The 21,296-nt window shown below is 64.4% G+C and carries 19 protein-coding genes; 12 read left to right on the top strand and 7 right to left on the bottom strand.

The window, feature by feature from the left end:
• Positions 1 to 63 precede the first annotated feature (63 nt).
• Complete coding sequence (locus ACWAT4_RS01725) at positions 64 to 1,098, bottom strand: aspartate-semialdehyde dehydrogenase (protein ID WP_212303205.1); 1,035 nt, start codon at positions 1,096 to 1,098, stop codon at positions 64 to 66.
• Positions 1,099 to 1,214: 116 nt separating this feature from the next.
• Between ACWAT4_RS01725 and ACWAT4_RS01720 the strand changes: the two genes are divergently transcribed.
• Positions 1,215 to 2,003 (top strand): hypothetical protein, encoded by a 789-nt coding sequence (locus tag ACWAT4_RS01720; protein ID WP_449729666.1) that lies wholly within the window; start codon positions 1,215 to 1,217, stop codon positions 2,001 to 2,003.
• A 156-nt stretch (positions 2,004 to 2,159) separates the two neighbouring features.
• A complete protein-coding gene (locus ACWAT4_RS01715; RefSeq protein WP_212303207.1) occupies positions 2,160 to 2,543 on the top strand; it encodes a hypothetical protein in 384 nt (127 codons plus the stop codon).
• Positions 2,544 to 2,790: 247 nt separating this feature from the next.
• On the opposite strand, the gene leuB is transcribed toward ACWAT4_RS01715, so the two are convergent.
• Positions 2,791 to 3,903: a 3-isopropylmalate dehydrogenase gene (gene leuB, locus ACWAT4_RS01710; protein WP_449729665.1), complete on the bottom strand. Its 1,113-nt coding sequence runs from the start codon at positions 3,901 to 3,903 to the stop codon at positions 2,791 to 2,793.
• Between the two features lie 132 nt (positions 3,904 to 4,035).
• Between leuB and ACWAT4_RS01705 the strand changes: the two genes are divergently transcribed.
• Complete coding sequence (locus tag ACWAT4_RS01705) at positions 4,036 to 5,235, top strand: YbfB/YjiJ family MFS transporter (RefSeq protein ID WP_449729664.1); 1,200 nt, start codon at positions 4,036 to 4,038, stop codon at positions 5,233 to 5,235.
• A 65-nt stretch (positions 5,236 to 5,300) separates the two neighbouring features.
• Here the strand turns inward: ACWAT4_RS01705 and ACWAT4_RS01700 are convergent, their stop codons facing one another.
• The 4 genes from ACWAT4_RS01700 to ACWAT4_RS01685 form a co-directional block, all read right to left on the bottom strand.
• Positions 5,301 to 6,083, bottom strand: coding sequence for a molybdopterin-binding protein (locus tag ACWAT4_RS01700; protein WP_449729663.1), 783 nt, complete (start codon positions 6,081 to 6,083; stop codon positions 5,301 to 5,303).
• Positions 6,084 to 6,095: 12 nt separating this feature from the next.
• Positions 6,096 to 6,725 carry a cytochrome b/b6 domain-containing protein gene (locus tag ACWAT4_RS01695; protein ID WP_212303211.1) on the bottom strand — a complete coding sequence of 210 codons (630 nt, stop codon included), beginning with the start codon at positions 6,723 to 6,725 and terminating at the stop codon, positions 6,096 to 6,098.
• A 183-nt stretch (positions 6,726 to 6,908) separates the two neighbouring features.
• The gene (locus ACWAT4_RS01690) at positions 6,909 to 7,463 is read right to left on the bottom strand and encodes a fasciclin domain-containing protein (protein WP_449729662.1); all 555 of its coding nucleotides are present in this window, start codon (positions 7,461 to 7,463) and stop codon (positions 6,909 to 6,911) included.
• Between the two features lie 356 nt (positions 7,464 to 7,819).
• Complete coding sequence (locus ACWAT4_RS01685) at positions 7,820 to 8,581, bottom strand: SDR family oxidoreductase (protein ID WP_449729661.1); 762 nt, start codon at positions 8,579 to 8,581, stop codon at positions 7,820 to 7,822.
• A gap of 86 nt (positions 8,582 to 8,667) precedes the next feature.
• Between ACWAT4_RS01685 and ACWAT4_RS01680 the strand changes: the two genes are divergently transcribed.
• Together ACWAT4_RS01680 and ACWAT4_RS01675 are read left to right on the top strand one after the other, a co-directional pair.
• On the top strand, positions 8,668 to 10,197 hold the full coding sequence (locus tag ACWAT4_RS01680; protein WP_449729660.1) for a malonate--CoA ligase: 1,530 nt from the start codon (positions 8,668 to 8,670) through the stop codon (positions 10,195 to 10,197).
• 28 nt (positions 10,198 to 10,225) lie between these two features.
• Positions 10,226 to 10,723 (top strand): DUF3658 domain-containing protein, encoded by a 498-nt coding sequence (locus tag ACWAT4_RS01675; protein ID WP_212446870.1) that lies wholly within the window; start codon positions 10,226 to 10,228, stop codon positions 10,721 to 10,723.
• 231 nt (positions 10,724 to 10,954) lie between these two features.
• Here ACWAT4_RS01675 and ACWAT4_RS01670 read toward each other — a convergent pair whose 3' ends face one another.
• Positions 10,955 to 11,815 carry a sulfite exporter TauE/SafE family protein gene (locus ACWAT4_RS01670; RefSeq protein WP_449729659.1) on the bottom strand — a complete coding sequence of 287 codons (861 nt, stop codon included), beginning with the start codon at positions 11,813 to 11,815 and terminating at the stop codon, positions 10,955 to 10,957.
• A 523-nt stretch (positions 11,816 to 12,338) separates the two neighbouring features.
• Here ACWAT4_RS01670 and sdhC point away from each other — a divergent pair.
• The 7 genes from sdhC to ACWAT4_RS01635 all read left to right on the top strand — a co-directional run bounded on the left by sdhC (position 12,339) and on the right by ACWAT4_RS01635 (position 21,277).
• Positions 12,339 to 12,740, top strand: coding sequence for a succinate dehydrogenase, cytochrome b556 subunit (sdhC, locus tag ACWAT4_RS01665; RefSeq protein ID WP_209968676.1), 402 nt, complete (start codon positions 12,339 to 12,341; stop codon positions 12,738 to 12,740).
• A 26-nt stretch (positions 12,741 to 12,766) separates the two neighbouring features.
• Positions 12,767 to 13,141, top strand: coding sequence for a succinate dehydrogenase, hydrophobic membrane anchor protein (gene sdhD / locus ACWAT4_RS01660; protein WP_212303272.1), 375 nt, complete (start codon positions 12,767 to 12,769; stop codon positions 13,139 to 13,141).
• A gap of 3 nt (positions 13,142 to 13,144) precedes the next feature.
• Positions 13,145 to 14,980, top strand: coding sequence for a succinate dehydrogenase flavoprotein subunit (sdhA, locus tag ACWAT4_RS01655; protein WP_212303217.1), 1,836 nt, complete (start codon positions 13,145 to 13,147; stop codon positions 14,978 to 14,980).
• 110 nt (positions 14,981 to 15,090) lie between these two features.
• Positions 15,091 to 15,873, top strand: coding sequence for a succinate dehydrogenase iron-sulfur subunit (locus ACWAT4_RS01650; protein WP_212303218.1), 783 nt, complete (start codon positions 15,091 to 15,093; stop codon positions 15,871 to 15,873).
• Positions 15,874 to 16,061: 188 nt separating this feature from the next.
• On the top strand, positions 16,062 to 18,215 hold the full coding sequence (locus tag ACWAT4_RS01645; protein WP_449729658.1) for a hybrid sensor histidine kinase/response regulator: 2,154 nt from the start codon (positions 16,062 to 16,064) through the stop codon (positions 18,213 to 18,215).
• A 39-nt stretch (positions 18,216 to 18,254) separates the two neighbouring features.
• Positions 18,255 to 20,213: an ABC transporter ATP-binding protein/permease gene (locus tag ACWAT4_RS01640; RefSeq protein ID WP_212424113.1), complete on the top strand. Its 1,959-nt coding sequence runs from the start codon at positions 18,255 to 18,257 to the stop codon at positions 20,211 to 20,213.
• 206 nt (positions 20,214 to 20,419) lie between these two features.
• Positions 20,420 to 21,277 carry an FkbM family methyltransferase gene (locus ACWAT4_RS01635; protein WP_433995287.1) on the top strand — a complete coding sequence of 286 codons (858 nt, stop codon included), beginning with the start codon at positions 20,420 to 20,422 and terminating at the stop codon, positions 21,275 to 21,277.
• Positions 21,278 to 21,296: the final 19 nt, after the last annotated feature.

Here is a 21,296-nt window from a genome sequence, read left to right as displayed (position 1 = left end):
TCAAGCGAGATCGTCGTCCCCGACAAGCGCAAGCGCAGATCCGGGACGACAGGGGAGAGTTCGTCAGGCCGCCTGCTTCTTCGCGCTGATCAGCTTGCGGTTGATCAGCACTTCCGCGATCTGGATCGCGTTGAGGGCGGCGCCCTTGCGAAGATTGTCGGACACACACCACAGCACGAGACCGTTCTCCACCGTCGCATCCTCGCGGATGCGGCTGATGTAGGTTGCGTCCTCGCCGGCCGCTTCATAGGGCGTGGCGTAGCCGCCCGGCTCCTGCTTGTCGATGACGAGGCAGCCCGGCGCCGTGCGCAGGATGTTGCGCGCTTCATCCGCGCTGATCGGGTTCTCGAACTCGATGTTGACGGCCTCGGAATGGCCGACGAACACCGGCACGCGCACGCAGGTCGCGGAGAGCTTGATCTTGGGATCAAGAATCTTCTTGGTCTCCGCCATCATCTTCCACTCTTCCTTGGTGTAGCCGTCCTCCATGAAGACGTCGATGTGGGGGATGACGTTGAAGGCGATGCGCTTGGGGAATTTCTTACTGACCAGATCCTGGTTGGTGTAGACGGCCTTGGTCTGCGCGAACAACTCGTCCATGCCGTCCTTGCCGGCACCCGACACCGATTGATAGGTCGAGACCACGACGCGCTTGATGTTGGCCTTGTCGTGCAGCGGCTTCAGCGCGACCACGAGCTGCGCGGTCGAGCAGTTCGGGTTGGCGATGATGTTCTTCTTCTTGAAGCCCGCCGTCGCATCCGCGTTCACTTCCGGCACGATCAGCGGCACGTCCGGATCCATGCGCCAGGCCGAGGAATTGTCGATCACGACCGCGCCGGCGGCACCGATCTTCGGCGACCATTCCTTCGACACTTCGCCGCCCGCCGACATCAGGCAGATATCGACGTCGGAGAAATCATAGTGCTCGAGCGCCTTGCACTTCAGTGTGCGGTCGCCATAGGAGACCTCGACGCCGACGCTGCGGCGCGACGCGAGCGCCACGACCTCGTCCGCGGGGAATTTGCGCTCATCCAGGATGTTGAGCATTTCCCGTCCGACATTGCCGGTCGCGCCGACGACTGCGACTTTGTAACCCATCGTTCACTCTCCGATGAAAAAGCCCGTTCCTGAAGCTGACGCTTAAACAGGAAGAGCAGCGCTTCTATGCGAGAACCGGCCTCAAGACAACGTTGGACCATGCCTGAAGGCCGTGGATGCAGTCGCCTGAGGCCGGCACGGCCGTTAGCCCCACCCAGATCCATCTGGCGCTCGCCAGTTTCGCCGACGAGGTCGTCGGTACGCTGGCGCGCCTGTTCGCCTATGTGGGGGCGCTGGCTCTGTTTGCCATCCTCGCGCTGGCAGGGCTCGGCCAGCTCCCCGATCTGCGCGACGATGAGCCCGCTTCGAAGCCAGGCTGGGCCGTGGCGGACCGCTCGCATCCGGCCTTCGCCGTCAATCGACTCGATTCATCAGAGAAAACAGCCTCTTACACCATTCTCAGACATCCCGAAGGCGGCCGGCGCGACGTGATGCGCTGGGCTGGCGAGGCGGACAAGCCGGTGGCCGCGCTCGAGATCTACCGGGAAGGCAGCGAATTCGACGTGACGCGGCCGGCGACATCTGGCCTCGCCGTCCAGATGGGCCTGGATGCCGCGACTGCATTCGAGCAGGCCGGCTTGATCGACACCAAATTCGGCCCAGTCGCCCTGTTCCGGCCGGTCGATACCATCGCGGGCACGCCTGCTTGCCTGGGCTACCTCAAGCGCAACGAGGACCCGGCGCTCCAGATCTCCGGCTTCTCCTGCCAGGGCGACACGATGCCGGCCCGGCGCGCGGCGATCGCCTGCACCCTGAACCGGCTGACGCAGCTCGCCTCGGGCAACGAGCCGAAGCTCGCGGAATTGTTCGCCCATGCGGAGCTGAAGCGTCGCGCCTGCGATTCTCCGGGTTCGGCGGACTGGCTGCTCGGTGCCGCGAATGCGCAATTGCGCGGGGCGCTTTGAGGCGCACCTGGCTCAAGTCGCTGGTATCCATGCAACTTTTGCCGGCGCGCCCGATTATTCCGTCCTGGTGTGACTGAATTGACCTAGTTGCGGCCACCCCGGCCGGGCTAGTATGGGAGTGAAATCGACTGGCGGCATGCCGCTGAAGGGGACGTGATGAGCTCGAATTTCTTTGTCGCGAACAAACTGGCGACCTTGCTTGCGGCAGGCGCCGCGATGGCTGTGGCCTTCGCTGCACCGGCTTCGGCCGACACCAAGACCAAGCGCTATGACGATCGCGGCCGGCCGATCTACGGCCCGAGCGGCCCCAATGCGGTCTATCAGCAGGGCCGCACCCGCATTTACGTGAGCAAGCGCTCCTGGCTCGACGGCGGCACCGAGGTCAATCCGGGCGACCGCAAGTTCAGCGATTACGCCTTCCCGCCGGCCGTGGGCTATCCGTCCTTTGCCCGCGAAAACCTCAACCGCCCGATCGATCGCCAGCCGCTGGCGACGCCGGCAGATGTCGGCGGCTATCCGCAGAATTTCCCACTGTACTGAGCGGACGCGACGACCGAATCAAAAGGCCGGGCTCACACCCGGCCTTTTTGTTTTTGCGAGGTGCCGCAGGGTGAGCAAAGGCGCAACGCGCCGTGCCCACGATCTCTTGGCGATCACTGTAGAAGTTGAGAGCTGTCATTCCGGGGCGGCTCGGAGAGCCGAACCCGGAATCTCGAGATTCCCCGGTGCGCAATTGCGCGCCTGAGGTCTGGTCCTTCGGACCATCCCGGAATGACAGCACCCATCGTTACGCGTGCAGCTTCTGCAGCTCCTTCAAGATCGCTTCGCCCATCTGCGTGGTCGAGGCGGCGGTCGTGCCTTCCGACTTGATGTCGGCGGTGCGCAGGCCGCTGGCGAGCACGGCGGCAATCGCAGCGTCGACCTTGTCGGCGAGCGCGCCCATGTCGAAGGAGTAGCGCAGCGCCATGCCGAACGACGAGATCATCGCAATCGGATTGGCGAGACCTTGGCCTGCAATGTCAGGCGCCGAGCCGTGCACGGGCTCGTACAGCGCCTTGCGCTTCTTGCTGTTGACGTCGACCTCGCCGAGCGAGGCCGAGGGCAGCATGCCGAGCGAGCCGGTCAGCATCGCCGCGATGTCGGACAGCATGTCGCCGAACAGATTGTCGGTGACGATGACGTCGAACTGCTTCGGCCACTTCACCAGCATCATGCCGCCGGAATCGGCAAGCTGGTGCTCGAGCGTGACGTCGGGATATTCGCGCTTGTGGACTTGAGTCATGACCTCGTTCCAGAGCACGCCCGACTTCATGACGTTGCGCTTCTCCATCGACGTCACCTTGTTCTTGCGTTTCCGGGCCAACTCGAAGGCGACGCGGCCGATGCGCTCGATCTCATAGGTGTCATAGACCTGGGTGTCGATGGCGCGCTTCTGACCGTTGCCGAGATCGGTGATGGTCTTGGGCTCGCCGAAATAGACGCCGCCGGTGAGCTCGCGCACGATGACGATGTCGAGGCCCTCGACCGCCTCACGCTTCAGGCTCGACGCGTCGGCCAGCGCCGGATAGCACACGGCCGGGCGAAGGTTGGCGAACAAAGCGAGATCCTTGCGCAGGCGCAGCAGGCCGGCCTCGGGACGGACCTCATAAGGCACGGCGTCCCACTTCGGGCCGCCGACCGCGCCGAAGATGATGGCGTCGGCGGCCAGCGCCTTGGCCATGTCGCCCTCGGAGATCGACACCTTGTGGGCATCATAGGCCGAGCCGCCGACGAGGCCGGTATCGGTCTCGAACTTGGCGATCCCGGCCGAATTGAGCCAATCGATCAGCCGCTTCACCTCGCCCATCACCTCGGGGCCGATACCGTCACCGGGGAGCAGCAGCAATTTATGGGTCGCCATGGTCGTTTCCTCTGAGATCGAAATTCGGCCGGAGTGCTAGAGCGGCGTTGCGCGCTTGGCAAGACACCATTGCCGCCGCGCGGCTGTGCAAGGCGGGCAGGGCCTGCCACACTGGCGAGGCCGGAGTACCCCTTGCTCGCCCCAGATCGCCCACCCGTCGCTCATCCCGCGCGGCTGATCCTGACCCTGTCGCTGGCCGCAACCGTCGGGCTCGGCATCGGCCGCTTCGCCTATGCGCTGGTGCTGCCGGACATGCGGGAGGATCTCGGCTGGTCCTACTCGGCGGCCGGTTTCATGAACACCATCAACGCCGTCGGCTACCTCGTCGGCGCGCTTGCGGCGTCCCGGCTGATCCAGCGCGTCGGCTGGGCGGCGGCGATCCGGGGCGGAACCGTGGCCTGCGTCGCTGCGCTCGCCACTTGCGCGCTGACGGGGAATTTCATCGCGCTGAGCCTGGCGCGCCTCGTGCTCGGCCTCGGGGCCGCGGCCGGCTTCGTTGCCGGCGGCGCGCTCGCCGCCACCATCGCGCAGTCGCAGCCCGCGCGGGCCAATTTCCTGCTGAGTTTGTTTTATGCCGGGCCCGGCATCGGCATTCTCTCCTCCGGACTGATCGCACCCTTCACGCTGCAGCATTTCGGCCCCGGCTCGTGGTGGATCGTGTGGTGGGCGATGACGCTGCTGTCGGTGGCGATGACCGTGCCGCTGTTCCTGGTCCGGATCGAGAGCGGCGCGCGCTTCACCGAAGGCAGCCACGCCGCCTTCGCGATTCTGCCGGTGCTGATCTATCTCGCCGCCTATTTCCTGTTCGGCGCCGGCTACATCGCCTACATGACCTTCATGATCGCCTATGTGCGCGACGGCGGCGGCGGGCCGGCGGCGCAGGCCGCGTTCTGGAGTCTGATCGGCCTCAGCGCCTTCGTCACGCCCTGGGCCTGGCGCGGTGTGCTCGCGCTCGACCGCGGCGGCCTCGCCACCGCCATCATCCTCGGCACCAACGCGCTCGGCGCGGCCCTGCCGATCCTCGGGCATTCGCCGGCATGGCTCGCAGTCTCTGCGGTCGTGTTCGGCGTCGCCTTCTTCGCCGTGGTCGGCTCGACCACTGCGTTCGTCCGCTTCAATTATCCGCCGGAGATGTGGCCGACCGCGATCGCGGCGATGACGATCTCGTTCGGCGTCGGCCAGACGCTGGGGCCGATCGTGGTCGGCGCCATCACGGATGCACTGGGGAGCCTGAGTTACGCGCTGAATGTGTCGGCGGCGCTGCTGGTATTGGGGGCACTGGCGGCGTTGTGCCAGCGGAAGGTGGGGCCGAAAGCGGCGAATGGCGAGTAGCCAGTGGCGAATTGTGAGCCGCGGGAGCCTTACGACTCGCCACTCCCCATTCGCTACTCGCTGCATCAGCTCCCGCTGTACGAATTATACCCCTGGTCTTCCCAATAGCCGCCCTTGTAGTCGTTGGTGACTTCCATCGAGACCACGTATTTCGGGTTCTTGAAGCCGAGCTTTGTCGGCACGCGGATCTTCATCGGAAAACCGTAGGCGCGCGGCAGGATTTCGTTTGCATATTTGAATGTCATCTGGGTTTGCGGATGCAGCGCGGTGCGCATGTCGAGCGGCGAATTGTAGCCATCCTTGTCGGCGCACTGGAACCAGACATATTTCGCGCGGGTATCGGCGCCGATCAGCTTCAGGAAATCGCGCAGCGGCGTGCCGGTCCAGCTGCCGATCGCGCTCCAGCCCTCGACGCAGATGTGACGCGTGATTTGCGTCACCTGCGGCAGCTTGTAGAGCTCGGGGAGCGTCCACGATTTCTTGTTGTCGACGAGGCCGCGCACCTCGAGCTTCCAGTCTTCGGCCGCGATATCGGGCGCATCGTCGAGATCGTAATAGGCGTTGAACGGGAACGGCTTTGTAATCGCACTCTCGGGGAAGGTCGGCGCCAGCGCGTCGGGATTGAAGATGAAATCCTGCACGGCGTCGTTGAACTTCGAGACCGTCTTCAGCACCTCTTCGGCCGAAGACGAATCAATGACGTCGCAGCCAGTGAGCAGCGTCAGCGCACCCAGGCTGGCGCCGCCGGCGATGAAGCGGCGGCGGGTGAGGTCGGGCATCACCTTGATGGAGTCCTTGATCAGCAGCCGCTTGTCGACGCCGGGGATCAGGAATGAACGCTTGGCCATGATTGTTCTCCCTCACCGCCCGATGATCATCGCGCGCAGGCTCTTCGGCACCAGCAGCGCAAGCAGGACGTGAATGACGAGGAACGCGCAGATCGCGGCCATGCAGAAGAAGTGCACATAACGCGCGGTCGGATAATCGCCGAACAGCATCACCAGATAATAAAGCTGCACCGGCTTCCACATCGACAGGCCCGACAGCACGATCAACACGCCGACGACGATGATGCCGGCATAGAGCAGCCGCTGCACGTAATTGTAGACGGTGAGATCGTCATGGCCGAGCTTGAACGTCAGCGCAGCCCTGACATCGTGGAGCACGCCTGATGGCGTGATCGGCAGCAGTTTCCTGGCGAAGCGGCCGGATGCGATGCCCGTGATGAGATAGGCGAGGCCGTTGATCATAAGCAGCCACATCGCCGCAAAATGCCAGAGCAGGCCGCCGCCGAGCCAGCCGCCGAGCGTGTACTCGCGCGGAAAGCTGAAACCGAACAGGGGGGAAGCGTTGTAGATCTGCCAGCCCGACAGGATCATCAGGACCATGGCGACCGCGTTGGTCCAGTGCATCACCCGGACCCAGGCCGGCTGAATCACCTTGGCCGGCTTGGCGCTGATCTGCTCGTCGGTCATTGCAAGGCTCGACATGATGGTTCCGTCCTGAACGTCGTCTGGTCCCGAATATACGCCGATGCTTCCGCTTTCGTTACGCCTCTCCGGTCATCGAATCGATGCCCGCCGGCTATGGTGGTCACAATAAAGCGAGCCGGGTATCCCCCCGGCTCGCTGTTTCGCCGCATCCTGTGGGGGATGAAACAGGGGCGTGCGGGGTTACGTCGCCGGCATCAGCACGGTGTCGACCACATGGATCACGCCGTTCGACTGGTTGACGTTGGAGATGGTGACCATCGAGGTGCCGCCCTTGGCGTCGACGATCCAGACCTTGCCGTCCATCTTCTTCACGGTCAGTTCCTCGCCTTCGGCGGTCTTCAGCTTCTTGCCGTCGGTGAGGTCAGAGGCCTCGAGCTTGCCGGGCACGACATGGTAGGTGAGGATCTTGGTCAAGGTCGCCTTGTTCTCCGGCTTGACCAGATTGTCGACGGTGCCGGCCGGCAGCTTGCCGAAGGCGGCGTTGGTCGGCGCGAACACGGTGAACGGGCCCTTGCCTTCCAGCGTCGGCACCAGGCCGGCCGCCTTCACCGCCGCGACCAGCGTGGTGTGGTCCTTCGAGTTGACGGCGTTCTGGACGATGTTCTTCGACGGGAACATTGCGGCGCCGCCGACCATGACGGTCTTTTCCTCGGCGCGCGCCGGCGCAATGACGGTCGCGGTGATGGCCAGCGCGCTGAAGGCTGCGGCGGCAAGATAGGCGATGCGCTTCGACATGGAGAAACTCCCGATTGGATTGTGACCGGCAATGACCGGCGTTTACGTTGGGCAACAACGGCCGCTAGCGACAGTTTGACGTGAGGCAGCAGCGCGTCGTTGGCCGAACTACGGGACGGTTTGCGAAGCGGTTTCGGGGAATAATTTATTGTGATGCGTGAAACTATGGAGGGGCGTGGCCGTGTGGTGGCGACGGGAGCGCGACAAACTCCGCCGTCGTCCTGGCGAAAGCCAGGACCCATTACCCCAAGAAGAAGTTGTTGCGCGAGACTGGTAACCACGAGTCTTCGCCAAACTACTTCCCGGGGTAATAGGTCCTGGATCTGCGCTCCGCTTGTCCAGGACGACGAGAGGCCTCAATCCCTGTTATGCGGCGTCTCGATGAACCCGCGATTGTGCGTCGGGCTGATCAGCAGCTCGTTGATGCACACGCGCGGCGGCATCGATGCAATGAACGCGATGGTGCGGCCGAGATCTTCGGGCTGCAGCATCTTCGCTTGCTCCTCCTCGCTCGGCACCACCGGGCGCAGCTTCAGGATCGGCGTTGCGACCTCGCCCGGCATCAGACAGCAGGCGCGCAGGCCGTTGACGCATTCGTCCATGTTGAAGGAATGGGTCAGCGCCAGCACCGCATGCTTGGTGGTGGTGTAGGCCGGGCCCGGCATCTTCGAGACGTGGCGGCCGGCCCAGGACGAGACGTTGATGATCGAGCCGTCCTGCTGCTTGCGCATTGTCGGCAGCACCGCGCGCATGCAATAGAGCACGCCGTTGAGATTGACCTGGACGAGCTTGTCCCAGCCGTCCAGTTCCATGTCCTTCCAGCTGCGCTTGGGCACATTGATGCCGGCATTGTTCACGAGCAGGTCGATCCGACCATGCTTCGCGACGATGTGGTCGGCCGCCTTCTGGGCCTCAGTGGCGTCTGACACGTCCAGCGCGAGCGCCTCGGCCGTCCCGCCCGCCTTGGTGATCTTGGCGACCACGGTCTCCAGGGCTGACTGCCGGCGGCCAGAGACCACCACAGTCCAGCCGTCGGCCGCAAGCGCCTCCGCACCGGCCTCCCCGATGCCGCTGCCGCCGCCCGTGACCCAGGCCACGCGTTTCCCAGCTTTGGTCATGCCAACTGTCTCCGTTGCTTCATTGGGGCGGTTTTTGCTAATCCAGCCCTCGGGTTTGACCGGCCTTCGCCGGCGAGGAATGTTGCATGAACCAAATCGCCAACGCCAATTTGTTTTCCCGCCTGTTCGACAGCCTCGACGATCCCAAACGCCTCGCGATCGAGACGCAGGATGGCGCCCATATCAGCTACGGCGATCTGATCGCGCGGGCCGGGCAGATGGCGAACGTGCTGGTGGCGCGCGGCGTAAAGCCTGGCGATCGCGTTGCGGTGCAGGTCGAGAAATCGGTCGTCAACATCGTGCTGTATCTCGGCACGGTGCGGGCCGGCGCAGTCTATTTGCCGCTCAACACCGCCTATACGCTCAACGAGCTCGACTATTTCATTGGCGACGCCGAGCCCTCTCTGGTGGTTTGCGATCCCTCGAAAGCTGAAGGCCTCGCCCCGATCGCCGCCAAGGTGCAGGCCAAGGTCGAGACGCTGGGAGCTGACGGCAAGGGCTCGCTGACGGACGCCGCGGACAAGGCGAGCAGCGAATTCACCACCGTGCCGCGCGCCAGCGACGATCTCGCCGCGATCCTCTACACGTCGGGCACCACCGGCCGCTCCAAGGGCGCGATGCTCAGCCACGACAATCTCGCCTCGAACTCGCTCTCGCTCGTCGATTACTGGCGCTTCACCGACAAGGACGTGCTGATCCACGCGCTGCCGATCTACCACACGCACGGCCTGTTCGTGGCGACCAACGTCACGCTGTTTGCGCGGGCGTCGATGATTTTCCTGCCAAAGCTCGACCCGGATCTGATCATCAAGCTGATGGCGCGCGCGACGGTGCTGATGGGCGTACCGACCTTCTACACGCGCCTCCTGCAAAATCCCGCGCTGTCGCGCGAGACGACGAAACACATGCGGCTCTTCATCTCCGGCTCGGCACCGCTGCTGGCCGAAACCCACCGCGAATGGTCGGCGCGCACCGGGCACGCCGTGCTCGAACGCTACGGCATGACCGAAACCAACATGAACACGTCGAACCCCTATGACGGCGAGCGCGTGCCCGGCGCGGTCGGCTTCCCGCTCCCCGGCGTTTCCGTGCGCGTCACCGAGCCCGAGACCGGCAAGGAGCTGCCGCGCGACGAAATCGGCATGATCGAGGTGAAGGGCCCGAACGTGTTCAAGGGCTATTGGCGCATGCCGGAGAAGACCAAGTCGGAGTTCCGGCCCGACGGCTTCTTCATCACCGGCGATCTCGGCAAGATCGACGACAAGGGCTATGTCCACATTCTCGGCCGCGGCAAGGATCTCGTGATCTCCGGCGGCTTCAACGTCTACCCGAAGGAGATCGAAAGCGAGATCGATGCCATGCCTGGTGTGGTCGAGTCCGCCGTGATTGGCGTGCCGCATGCCGATTTCGGCGAGGGCGTCACCGCCGTGCTGGTCTGCAACAAGGGCGCCGACGTCACGGAAGCCGCGGTGCTGAAGGCGCTCGACGGCCGGATCGCAAAGTTCAAGGTGCCCAAGCGCGTCTTCGTGGTCGACGAGCTGCCGCGCAACACCATGGGCAAGGTGCAGAAGAACGTGCTGCGCGATACGTACAAGGATATTTACGCGAAGAAATAGGAGCGAACGCTCCGAGGCGGGGGGGGACATGAACCGAGAGCAGGCGGTCCGGATCAACGATCATCTGCTTGATGCCTGCGCGGCATTGGACCAAGCCCGAATGGCTATCGCTGGGCTAGGCAAGGCTGAGCGGATCAAGCTGGAAGACAGCTTTTACGGCATCCTTGGCGCGCTGGAGGACGAGTTACTTCAGCCCGTCTACGATCAGCACCCCGACCTTGAGCCACCAAAGTCGGACCGGGAACCATATGAATATATCTGCGCGCTCACGTGGGACGAGGTGCAGCTCCCGCCGGGAGTAACCGAGCAACGACTCGACAAGATCATTTTCTCGGTCATGAAGCCGACTTGGCGGAAGACCTCGGCGATAGCCACCCGTGCGATGGATCGCTGCAAAGAGCTTGGATTGCCGATCGACGACAAGATGATTGCCGCGCGATTGAAAGTGCTTTCCGACTCAGATCGCATCGAAGGCATTGGCGATATCCAATCGTGGTTCCGCAGCGAAGTGCGATTGAAGGATTAAGCGAGGAGTCTTTACGGCACACTGCCATGCCCGGCTTGACCGGGGCAATCCAGTACGCCGCGGCATCTCGGTTCTATTATCGCCGTCTCTGGGATACTGGATCGCCCGATCCCGGCTCCGCCAAGGCTACGCCGGGGCTCACACGGGCACTCGGCACGCCGAAGCTTCAGCGAAGGCGGCAAGTCGGGCGATGACAGCGGAGTGTGTGGCGGGCGTTTTGGCTCACGCCGATCACTGCCCGCCCACCAAGCTCATCACGAACCGACTGCCCACGATCAACAGATAGCAGCCGAACGCGACCTCCAGAGTCCGCTTCGACATCGCATGCGCAGCTCTCACACCGAGCGGCGCGGTCACGAGGCTCATCGGCATCACCAGCACGGCGCCGATCAGCGAGACGTAGCCGAGCGCGAACGGGATTTGCAGCGCTACGACGGCAGGATAGGTCGCCGCGGCCGGCCAGCCGGCGTAGATGTAGCCGAGCGCGCCGGGAATCGAGATCAGCACCGCCAGCGCCGATGAGGTCGCAACCGCCTGATGAATTGGGCGGCCGTAGAACGTCATCAGCAAATTCGAGAACAGACCGCCGCCAATGCCCATCAGCGTCGACAAAATGCCGACGCAGAAGCCGTAGATGCGCATCAACGGGCCCATCGGCAGGTCGTCGCCGAACTTCCAGCCTTCGCGCGCAAAAATGAGACGCGCGGCCGCGGAATAGGCGACGGCGACGAACACGATCTTGAACAGCTTCTCCGGCGCATAGCGCGCGATCACGCTGCCGGCGACGACGCCGATCACGATCGGCAGCCACCATACGCGCAGGATGGTCATATCCACGGCGCCGCGCTTGTAATGCGCCTGGAACGACCGGATCGACGTCGGGATCATCACCGCGAGCGAGGTGCCGATGCAGAGCGGCATGCGTACCTCGAGCGGCACACCGGCGATGCGGAAGCATTCGTAGAACACCGGCACGAGAATCGCGCCGCCGCCGATGCCGAACACGCCGGCCAGGAATCCGGAGAGCGCACCGGTTGCAATCAGCAACAGCGCGAGCTCGATGATCTCCCTGATGTCGAGACCTGCAATCACCCCTGACCTGCCCCCCGCGACTGGTCGCAGCGTCTTCGAAACATCCGCTTGGATTCGGCTGCGGGCCAAGCTCTAGGCGATCCGACTCATCCGGTCGACATGCTGCGCGTGCCGTCTTGGGTGGGATGCAGAGTGCGCATATCCTCCGCGAGGCGGAAAATCGATGCGCAGGACGGAAATCGGAAATGGTGCGTCGACCATCGGCGCTGGCGTCGGCGTCATGAACTGACTGGTTCGAACCCTGGCAACCGGCCGGAGGCCTGGAGCCGTTCCAATAGTAATTTCAATGCGCCTCGGCCGCCCCTACAAGAAGTGATTTAATATTCGTTTCTTTGCCGGTGCGCCATTGTTCTGGTATACCAAGCCCCTGATTGGCCTTGGTTCATCAACGTTCTAGAGCTGAACACAGATTCGATTTATGGCGATTTGGTGATTGCGCAGGCCAAATCGACTCCGTAAATAGAGCCGACCTTTCGCGATCCCCGCGCGCGCCCTGCCGGGCCGCCACAAAACATCAAAGCCCATGACCGCACGGATCGAACGACCGCTATCACCACACATGCAAGTCTACCGCTGGACGTTGACGATGGCGCTGTCCATCGTCCATCGCGCCACCGGCATCGCCCTTTACGTCGGGACCCTGCTGCTGGCCTGGTGGCTGATCGCGGCCGCGTCAGGTTCGGCCGCGGCCTATTCCAATGTGCAGGCCTTCACCGGAAGCATCATCGGCCGGCTCATCGTGTTCGGCTACACCTGGGCGCTGATGCACCATATGCTGAGCGGCATCCGGCATTTCGTGTGGGACCTCGGCTTCGGCTTCAAGGCCAATGAGCGCGAAGCGCTGACCTGGGCCGCCCTGATCGGCGGCGTCGTGCTGACGATCCTGATCTGGATCATCGCCTACGCGATCGGAGGTGTCCGGTGAGCGCACCCGATACGCCCAAGCGCAGCATGCGCACCCCGCTCGGCCGCGTCCGCAATCTCGGCGCCGCGCATTCCGGCACCTCTGATTTCTGGCGCCAGCGCATCACCGGCGTCGCCATGACCCTGCTGATGCTGCCGGTGATCGTCGTCGTCATGATGCTGCTCGGCAGCAACCAGGCCGGCGCCAAGGTCATCCTCGGCTCGCTGCCGATCGCTGTGATCATGCTGCTCTTCATCGTCGCCAGCACCTGGCACATGAAGATCGGCATGCAGGTCGTGATCGAGGATTACGTCCACAACGAGAAGCTGAAGCTCGTCTCGATCATGCTCAACAACTTCTTCTCGATCGCCGTCGCGCTCGCCTCGATCTACGCGATCCTCAAGATCTCATCTGGAGTGTAACCCATGGCCAACGAGACGAATGGCAAGGGCAACGGCGCTCCCGCCACCAACGGCAAAGCCTACCCGATCGAAGACCACACCTATGACGTCGTCGTGGTCGGCGCCGGCGGCGCGGGTCTGCGCGCCGTGGTCGGCTGCAGCGAGGCGGGCCTGCGCACCGCCTGCATCACCAAAGTGTTTCCGACCCGCTCGCACACGGTTGCGGCGCAAGGCGGCATCTCGGCTTCGCTCGGCAACATGCACAAGGACGACTGGCGCTGGCACATGTACGACACCGTGAAGGGGTCGGACTGGCTCGGCGACCAGGACGCGATCGAATACATGGTGCGCAACGCGCCCGACGCGGTCTACGAGCTCGAGCATTGGGGCGTGCCGTTCTCGCGCACCGAGGACGGCAAGATCTACCAGCGTCCGTTCGGCGGCATGACCATGGACTACGGCAAGGGCCAGGCGCAGCGCACCTGCGCCGCCGCCGACCGCACCGGTCACGCCATGCTGCACACGATGTATGGCCAGTCGCTGCGCCATGCGGCCGAGTTCTTCATCGAGTTCTTCGCCATCGACCTGATCATGGACGACCAGGGCACCTGCCGCGGCGTCATCGCGCTCAAGCTCGACGACGGTACGCTGCACCGCTTCCGCGCCCAGACCGTGATCCTCGCGACCGGCGGCTACGGCCGCGCCTACGCTTCCTGCACGTCGGCGCACACCTGCACCGGCGACGGCGGCGGCATGGTGCTGCGCGCCGGCCTGCCAATGCAGGACATGGAGTTCGTGCAGTTCCACCCGACCGGCATCTACGGCTCGGGCTGCCTCGTCACCGAGGGTGCGCGCGGCGAAGGCGGCTATCTCGTCAACTCCGAGGGCGAGCGATTCATGGAGCGCTACGCGCCGTCGGCGAAGGACCTCGCCTCGCGCGACGTCGTCTCGCGCGCGATGACCATCGAGATCCGCGAAGGCCGCGGCGTCGGCAAGAAGAAGGACCACATCTTCCTGCATCTCGACCATCTCGATCCCGCGGTGCTCGCCGAGCGCCTGCCGGGCATCTCCGAATCCGCCAAGATCTTCGCCAATGTCGACGTGACGCGCGAGCCGATCCCGATCGTGCCGACCGTGCACTACAACATGGGCGGCATCCCCACGAACTACCACGGCGAAGTGCTGACCAAGAAGGACGGCGACGACAACGCCGTCATTCCCGGCCTGATGGCGATCGGCGAAGCCGCCTGCGTCTCGGTGCACGGCGCCAACCGCCTCGGCTCCAACTCGCTGATCGACCTCGTCGTGTTCGGCCGCGCCGCTGCGCTCCGCCTCGCCGAGAAGCTGACGCCGAACGCCAAGCAGCCCGAGTTGCCGGCAAACTCGGCAGATCTCGCGCTCGGCCGCCTCGACCATTACCGCTACGCCTCCGGCGGCACGCCCACCGCAAAGCTCCGCGAAGGCATGCAGCACGTGATGCAGAACAACTGCGCCGTGTTCCGCACCGGCGAAGTGCTGAGCGAAGGCCAGAACCTGATCGAGAAGGTCCACAGCGGCATCACCGACATCGCCGTGTCCGACCGCTCGCTGGTGTGGAATTCGGATCTGGTCGAGACGCTCGAGTTCGACAATCTGATCTCGCAGGCGGTGGTGACGATGAATTCGGCCGCCAACCGCACCGAGAGCCGCGGCGCGCATGCCCGCGAGGACTTCTCCGAGCGCGACGACAAGAACTGGATGAAGCACACGCTCGCCTGGCTGGACTCGTCCGGCAAGGTCAAGATCGAATACCGCCCGGTTCACGACTACACCATGACCAATGACGTGCAGTACATCCCGCCGAAAGCGCGCGTGTATTGAAGAGCAACAAGTGCTCGTCATTCCGGGGCGATGCGAAGCATCGAACCCGGAATCTCGAGGTTCCGGGTCTGGTCCTTCGGACCATCCCGGAATGACGAAAGGTTAGAGCAATGGTTGAATTCGCACTTCCGAAGAACTCCAAGATCACCGGCGGCAAGACCTGGCCGAAGCCCGCGGGTGCGACCGAGACGCGCGAGTTTCGCGTCTATCGCTGGAACCCCGACGACGGCAAGAATCCGAGCGTCGACACCTATTACGTCGACACCAATGATTGCGGTCCGATGGTGCTGGACGGCCTGATCTGGATCAAGAACCACATCGACCCGTCGCTGACCTTCCGCCGCTCCTGCCGCGAAGGCGTCTGCGGCTCCTGCGCCATGAACATCGACGGCCAGAACACGCTGGCCTGCACCCGCTCGATGCACGACGTGAAGGACGGCGCGGTGAAGATCAATCCGCTGCCGCACCAGCCGGTGGTGAAGGATCTGGTTCCCGACCTGACCAATTTTTACGCGCAATACGCCTCCGTCGAGCCGTGGCTGAAGACGACGTCGCCGACCCCGCAGAAGGAATGGCGCCAGAGCCACGAGGACCGCGAGAAGCTCGACGGCCTCTACGAGTGCATCCTGTGCGCCTGCTGCTCGACCTCCTGCCCGAGCTATTGGTGGAACAGCGACCGCTATCTCGGCCCCGCCGCCCTGCTCCAGGCCAACCGCTGGGTGTCTGATTCGCGCGACGAGGCGACCGGCGAGCGGCTCGACAATCTCGAGGACCCGTTCCGGCTCTACCGCTGCCACACCATCATGAATTGCGCCAAGGCCTGCCCGAAGGGCCTGAACCCGGCCGAGGCCATCGCCGAGCTCAAGCTCAAGATGGTCGAGCGCCAGATCTAGCTGCATTGCTGCTGCGATCCCGGGCCGAACGGCCCGGGTCGTCCTGCCGCCGGGGTGTTTCCGGACAGCGCCTGTCCGTCCCGCGGCGCGGGCGAATCAGTGAATTGCAACCTCCAGTTCCGCCACAAGCCGCTTCCTTCCCGGCGTAAGATTCAAGTAAGCTCCGCGGTCGGGGGACCGGAGCGACCGTGCAGGGCGCGCAACGCAATTCGCTGAGACTGCTGCAGTGGATGATGGCTGCATCCCTGGCGCTGCCGATTGCGCTGTTCGCGATCGCCTCCACCATTTCCTACAATTCGACGCTGGATATCGCCGACCGGGAGATCGAGCGCACGCTCGACGTCGCGCATGAGCATGCGCTCAAGGTGTTCGAGACCATCGACTGCAGCCTCGCCGAGCTCAACGAGGTCGTCCGCGACCTTCCCGACGATGTGATCCGGTCACGAGAAGGCGCGCTGCACAAGCGCCTGAAGCAGCTCACCGACGCGCTGCCGCAGCTCAAATCAGCCTGGATCTTCGATGCGAACGGGAAATCGCTGGTCAACAGCCTCGCCTCGCCGCCGCCGGAGCTGAGCTTTGCCGACCGTGATTATTTCTATGCCCATGTCGACCAGAGCATCGGCACCTTCATCGGCGCATCGCTGACGCCCCGCCAGCCCTATCAGGGTGCGCACTTCTTCGGCGTCAGCCGCCGCCGATCGACCGACGACGGCAGCTTCACCGGCGTGATCCAGGCATCGGTCCTGCCGGAATATTTCGAGAGCTTTTACGCCAGGATCGGCGCCGAGCCCGGCAGCTTCTTTGCGATGGGACGCGCCGACGGTGTGCTGCTGGCGCATTTTCCGCGGCTTGATCACGACTTCCGGCTCGATCCGAACGGGCCGGTTGGCCGGACCATCGCAGCCCATCCCGATCATGGACTGATGACCATCGCCTGGCCATCGGATGGAATCGAGCGGCGCATCGGTTACCGGCGGGTCGCCGAATATCCGATCTATGTCAGTGCCGGCCTCGAGACCTCCGCGATCCGCGCGCGCTGGCTTGCCACCATCAGCCAGCATCTGGTGTTCGGCGCACCCGCCACCGCGCTGTTGTTTGTGCTGCTCGCCTTCGCCTTCCGGCGCACCCAGCATCTCCAGCTCGAGGCTGCCAAGCGGCGTGAGGCCGAGGAGGCACTCAAGCACAGCCAGCGGCTGGAGGCGCTGGGCCAGCTCACCGGCGGCGTCGCGCATGATTTCAACAACCTCCTGACCGTGATTCGCGCCTCCGTCGACCTCTTGAACCGGCCGCAACTGAGCGAGGAGCGGCGGCAGCGCTACATCACGGCGATCGCCGAAGCCGTCGCGCGCGCGGCCAAGCTGACCTCGCAGCTGCTCGCCTTTGCGCGGCGCCAGACCTTGAAGCCGGAAGTGTTCGACGTCGGCGAACGCGTGCAGTCGCTGCGCGACATGCTCGCGACGCTGCTTGGACCCGCGATCGAGATCGTCATGCAGTTGCCGGTCGAGCCCTGCCTCGTCAATGCCGATGCCGGCCAGTTCGAGACCGCCCTGATCAACATGGCGACCAACGCGCGTGACGCCATGCAGGGCAAGGGCCGGATCGTCTTCACGGTGCACGCGGCGACAACCGCTCCCGATACACTGGCGCATCTCGCGGGCAGCCAGGCCTCAAGAAGTCATGGCTTCATCTGTATCGCGGTCAGCGACAGCGGCATCGGCATTCCCGCGGCGCAATTGGGCCGCATCTTCGAGCCGTTCTTCACCACCAAGCAGGTCGGCCAGGGCACGGGCCTCGGCCTGTCGCAGGTGTTCGGCTTCGCCCGGCAATCCGGCGGCGAGGTGACCGTGATGAGCGAGGTCGGCCAGGGCAGCACTTTCTCGCTCTATCTGCCGCGCGTGCCGGCGGATCTGTTGCCACGAAGCCAGGCGCCGACCACGGCGCCTGCCGTTGCCGGGAGCGGCATGTCGGTGCTGGTCGTCGAGGACAATATCGAGCTCGGCAATTTCGCTGCCGACGGGCTGACCGAGCTTGGCTACAGCATCACGCTGGTCGACAACGCAACCGATGCGCTCGCCGAACTGAGCGGCGATCCCGATCGTTTCGACGTCGTGTTCTCCGACGTCGTCATGCCCGGGATGACCGGGCTCGATCTGGCACAGGCGATCCGAGATCGCTGCATCGGCGTCCCGATCGTGCTGACCACGGGCTACAGCCACGCATTGTCCCAGGACGGCGTCGGCGGCTTCGAGCTCGTGCAGAAGCCCTATTCGATCGAGCAGCTGTCGCGGGTGCTGCACCAGGCCGCGCGGCTGAAACGCGTGCGCGGCGGCGCGGCGGAGTGACGCCGGGAACCGGAGGGAACCGGTTCGCGTTGCTCTCTCATGCAGAAGCCGGTCCGGAACAATGAGCAGGGCCAGACGCCGCCCATCGTGAAGATCACCGGTGAGAACGGCGATGAAGTCGCGCCGCCGCCGCCGGAAGTGCTCGAACCCGATTCAGAGCTCTCGCCCGAAGAGATCGAGCAGGCGCGCAAGGATTATCTGCTGACGCGGTTCTGGATCAGCGCGCGCGGCTTCTGGGGCCGCAACGGCGATCGGCTCGCCTGGCCGTTCTCGATCGGCCTCGTCGTGCTGATCGTCCTGACCGTCGGCTTTCAATACGGCATCAACGTCTGGAACCGCGCGATCTTCGACGCGATCGAGAAGCGCGATGCGACCACGGTGTTCCACCTCACCGCGATGTTCTTCCCGCTCGCGATCGGCAGCATCGTGCTTGGCGTCGCGCAGGTGTTCGTGCGCATGGGCATCCAGCGGCGCTGGCGCGCCTGGCTCACGAGCAGCGTGCTGACGCGCTGGCTCACGAACGGGCGCTATTACCAGCTCAACCTCGTCGGCGGCGACCACGAGAATCCGGAGTATCGCATCGCCGAGGACTTACGCGTCGCGACGGACTCGCCGGTCGACTTCCTCGCCGGCGTAACCTCGGCGCTGCTGTCGGCCGCGACCTTTATCGTCGTGCTGTGGACCATCGGCGGCGCGCTCACCGTCACGTTGGGCGGCTCGTCCATCACCATTCCCGGCTTCCTCGTGATTGCCGCGGTGCTCTATGCCGCCATCGCTTCCGGCTCGATCCTGATGATCGGTCGACAATTCGTGCAGGTCTCCGAGGACAAGAACCAGGCCGAAGCCGATTTCCGCTACACGCTGACGCGGGTACGCGAGAATGGTGAGAGCATCGCGCTGCTCGGCGGCGAGGAAGAGGAACGCGGCGGCATCGACCGCAACTTTACCAGCGTGCTCAGGCAATGGGCGCGGCTCGCAGGACAACACATGCGCACGACGCTGGTGTCGCAGGGCTCGAGCCTTGTTGCGCCCGTCGTGCCGCTGTTGCTGTGCGCGCCAAAATTCCTCGACGGCAGCATGACGCTCGGACAGGTGATGCAGGCGGCTTCCGCCTTCACCATCGTGCAGAGTGCGTTCGGCTGGCTGGTCGACAATTACCCGCGGCTGGCCGACTGGAACGCCTGCGCCCGCCGGATCGCCTCGCTGATGATGTCGCTCGACGGGCTCGAGCGCGCCGAGCAGGGCGACGGCCTCGGCCGCATCAAGCGCGGCGAGACCGGCAATGACGCCATGCTGGAGCTGAACGACCTCTCCGTCACGCTCGATGACGGCACCGCCGTGGTCGGCGAGACCGAAGTGGTGATCGAGCCCGGCGAGCGGCTGCTGGTCGCCGGCGAATCCGGGACCGGCAAGAGCACGCTGGTGCGGGCCATCGCAGGACTCTGGCCCTGGGGTGGGGGCAGCGTCAATTTCCATCCCGACCGGCGGCTGTTCATGCTGCCGCAGCGGCCCTACGTGCCCTCAGGATCTTTGCGCCGCGCGGTCGCCTATCCCGGCGCCGAGGACGACTGGACCGTCGCGGAGATCGGCGAGGCCCTACACAAGGTCGGCCTTGATCATCTCAAGGAGAAGATCGAAGAAGAAGGCCCATGGGATCAAACACTGTCAGGCGGCGAGAAGCAACGCCTCGCCTTTGCGCGGCTGTTGCTGCACAGCCCTGATATCGTCGTGCTCGACGAGGCGACCTCCGCGCTCGACGAGAAGAGCCAGGACAAGATGATGCAGATGGTCACCGACGAGCTGCCGAAGGCAACCATCGTCAGCGTCGCGCATCGCGTCGAGCTGGAGGCATTCCACAGTCGCAAGATCGTGCTGGAGCGCCGCAAGGGCGGCGCCAAGCTCGTCAGCGACATCGACCTGATCCCGCGCAAGGGCAAGCGAAAGCTGCTCGGGCGATTCCTGCGCCAGCGTAAGCCGGCGGCAAAAAAGGCGGCGTAGAAAAGCGGCGTAACGCATCCTCTCCGTCATCCCGGACAAGCGAAGCACAGATACGGGACCCATACCCACAAGGAGAGGTTGGACGAAGACTCGAAGTCGGCGTCTCGCGTCACACTCCTCCCTGGGGTTATGGATCCCGGCCTTCGCCGGGACGACACCGAGGTTATGGCTCGCATCGCACGTTGGAGTCCCCGGCAAAACCGGCTATGCATGCGCCGCCCGCAACGAGGACCGCCTGCTTGACGCCTGACAATTCCCTTTCGTCCGCGCCGTTCGGCGCATTTGCGCCAAACGCGGCGCAGGCCGCGATTATCAGCCTCGCGCAAGGATCAGGGCTGAAGCGCGGCGCATTCCGGCCGTGGATGTCGCGGCTGGTCAATCTGCTGCGCGGCGGCCCGGTCGACGTGCAATATCAAGGCGCCTCGTTCCGGTTTTACCACCAGGGCAGCGCGACCGAGCGCGGCGCGCTGTTCAATCCCGATTACAATCTCGACGAGCTCGACTTCCTGCGCCAGCACACACCGGCCGGCGGCACGTTCGTCGATGTCGGCGCCAATGTCGGCACCTTCGCCCTGGTGATGGCGCGGCAGGTCGGCACATCGGGCAAGGTGGTCGCGATCGAGCCGCATCCGCTGACGTTCGGCCGGCTCTCGTTCAACCATGCCGCCTCGAAGGCGATGCAGGTGCGTCTGGTGCAGGCCGCCGCGGGTGACAGCGACGGCGAGCTGATGATCGAGAGCGGCGGCGGCAATCTCGGCGCCACGCATGTCGTGACCGGCACGGCGAGCACGGATGCGATCAAGGTGCCGTCGTTGCGGCTGACGCGCATCCTCGAAGAGGCCGGCGTCACGCAGGTCGACTCGCTCAAGATCGACGTCGAAGGCTTCGAGGACCGCGTGCTGATCGGCTTCTTCCGCGACGCGCCGCCATCGCTGTGGCCGCGTGCGGTCGTGATCGAGCATCTGTCACAAAACGAATGGCGAGAAGATTGTATCGCTGACATGGTTGCACGCGGCTTTGCGATCGCGCGCAAGACGCGGAGCAATACGTTCCTGTCACGCTGACGACGAACCACGGAGGTTG

This window comes from Bradyrhizobium sp. T-1 (assembly GCF_053592855.1).
This window is presented reverse-complemented; position numbering and strand designations above follow the sequence as displayed.

Coding starts and splice junctions, on each gene's coding strand:
- ACWAT4_RS01725 (WP_212303205.1), bottom strand. CDS start 1,098: ATGGGTTACAAAGTCGCAGTCGTCGGCGCGACCGGCAATGTCGGACGG.
- ACWAT4_RS01720 (WP_449729666.1), top strand. CDS start 1,215: ATGCAGTCGCCTGAGGCCGGCACGGCCGTTAGCCCCACCCAGATCCAT.
- ACWAT4_RS01715 (WP_212303207.1), top strand. CDS start 2,160: ATGAGCTCGAATTTCTTTGTCGCGAACAAACTGGCGACCTTGCTTGCG.
- leuB (WP_449729665.1), bottom strand. CDS start 3,903: ATGGCGACCCATAAATTGCTGCTGCTCCCCGGTGACGGTATCGGCCCC.
- ACWAT4_RS01700 (WP_449729663.1), bottom strand. CDS start 6,083: ATGGCCAAGCGTTCATTCCTGATCCCCGGCGTCGACAAGCGGCTGCTG.
- ACWAT4_RS01695 (WP_212303211.1), bottom strand. CDS start 6,725: ATGTCGAGCCTTGCAATGACCGACGAGCAGATCAGCGCCAAGCCGGCC.
- ACWAT4_RS01690 (WP_449729662.1), bottom strand. CDS start 7,463: ATGTCGAAGCGCATCGCCTATCTTGCCGCCGCAGCCTTCAGCGCGCTG.
- ACWAT4_RS01685 (WP_449729661.1), bottom strand. CDS start 8,581: ATGACCAAAGCTGGGAAACGCGTGGCCTGGGTCACGGGCGGCGGCAGC.
- ACWAT4_RS01680 (WP_449729660.1), top strand. CDS start 8,668: ATGAACCAAATCGCCAACGCCAATTTGTTTTCCCGCCTGTTCGACAGC.
- ACWAT4_RS01675 (WP_212446870.1), top strand. CDS start 10,226: ATGAACCGAGAGCAGGCGGTCCGGATCAACGATCATCTGCTTGATGCC.
- sdhC (WP_209968676.1), top strand. CDS start 12,339: ATGACCGCACGGATCGAACGACCGCTATCACCACACATGCAAGTCTAC.
- sdhD (WP_212303272.1), top strand. CDS start 12,767: ATGCGCACCCCGCTCGGCCGCGTCCGCAATCTCGGCGCCGCGCATTCC.
- sdhA (WP_212303217.1), top strand. CDS start 13,145: ATGGCCAACGAGACGAATGGCAAGGGCAACGGCGCTCCCGCCACCAAC.
- ACWAT4_RS01650 (WP_212303218.1), top strand. CDS start 15,091: ATGGTTGAATTCGCACTTCCGAAGAACTCCAAGATCACCGGCGGCAAG.
- ACWAT4_RS01640 (WP_212424113.1), top strand. CDS start 18,255: ATGCAGAAGCCGGTCCGGAACAATGAGCAGGGCCAGACGCCGCCCATC.
- ACWAT4_RS01635 (WP_433995287.1), top strand. CDS start 20,420: ATGCATGCGCCGCCCGCAACGAGGACCGCCTGCTTGACGCCTGACAAT.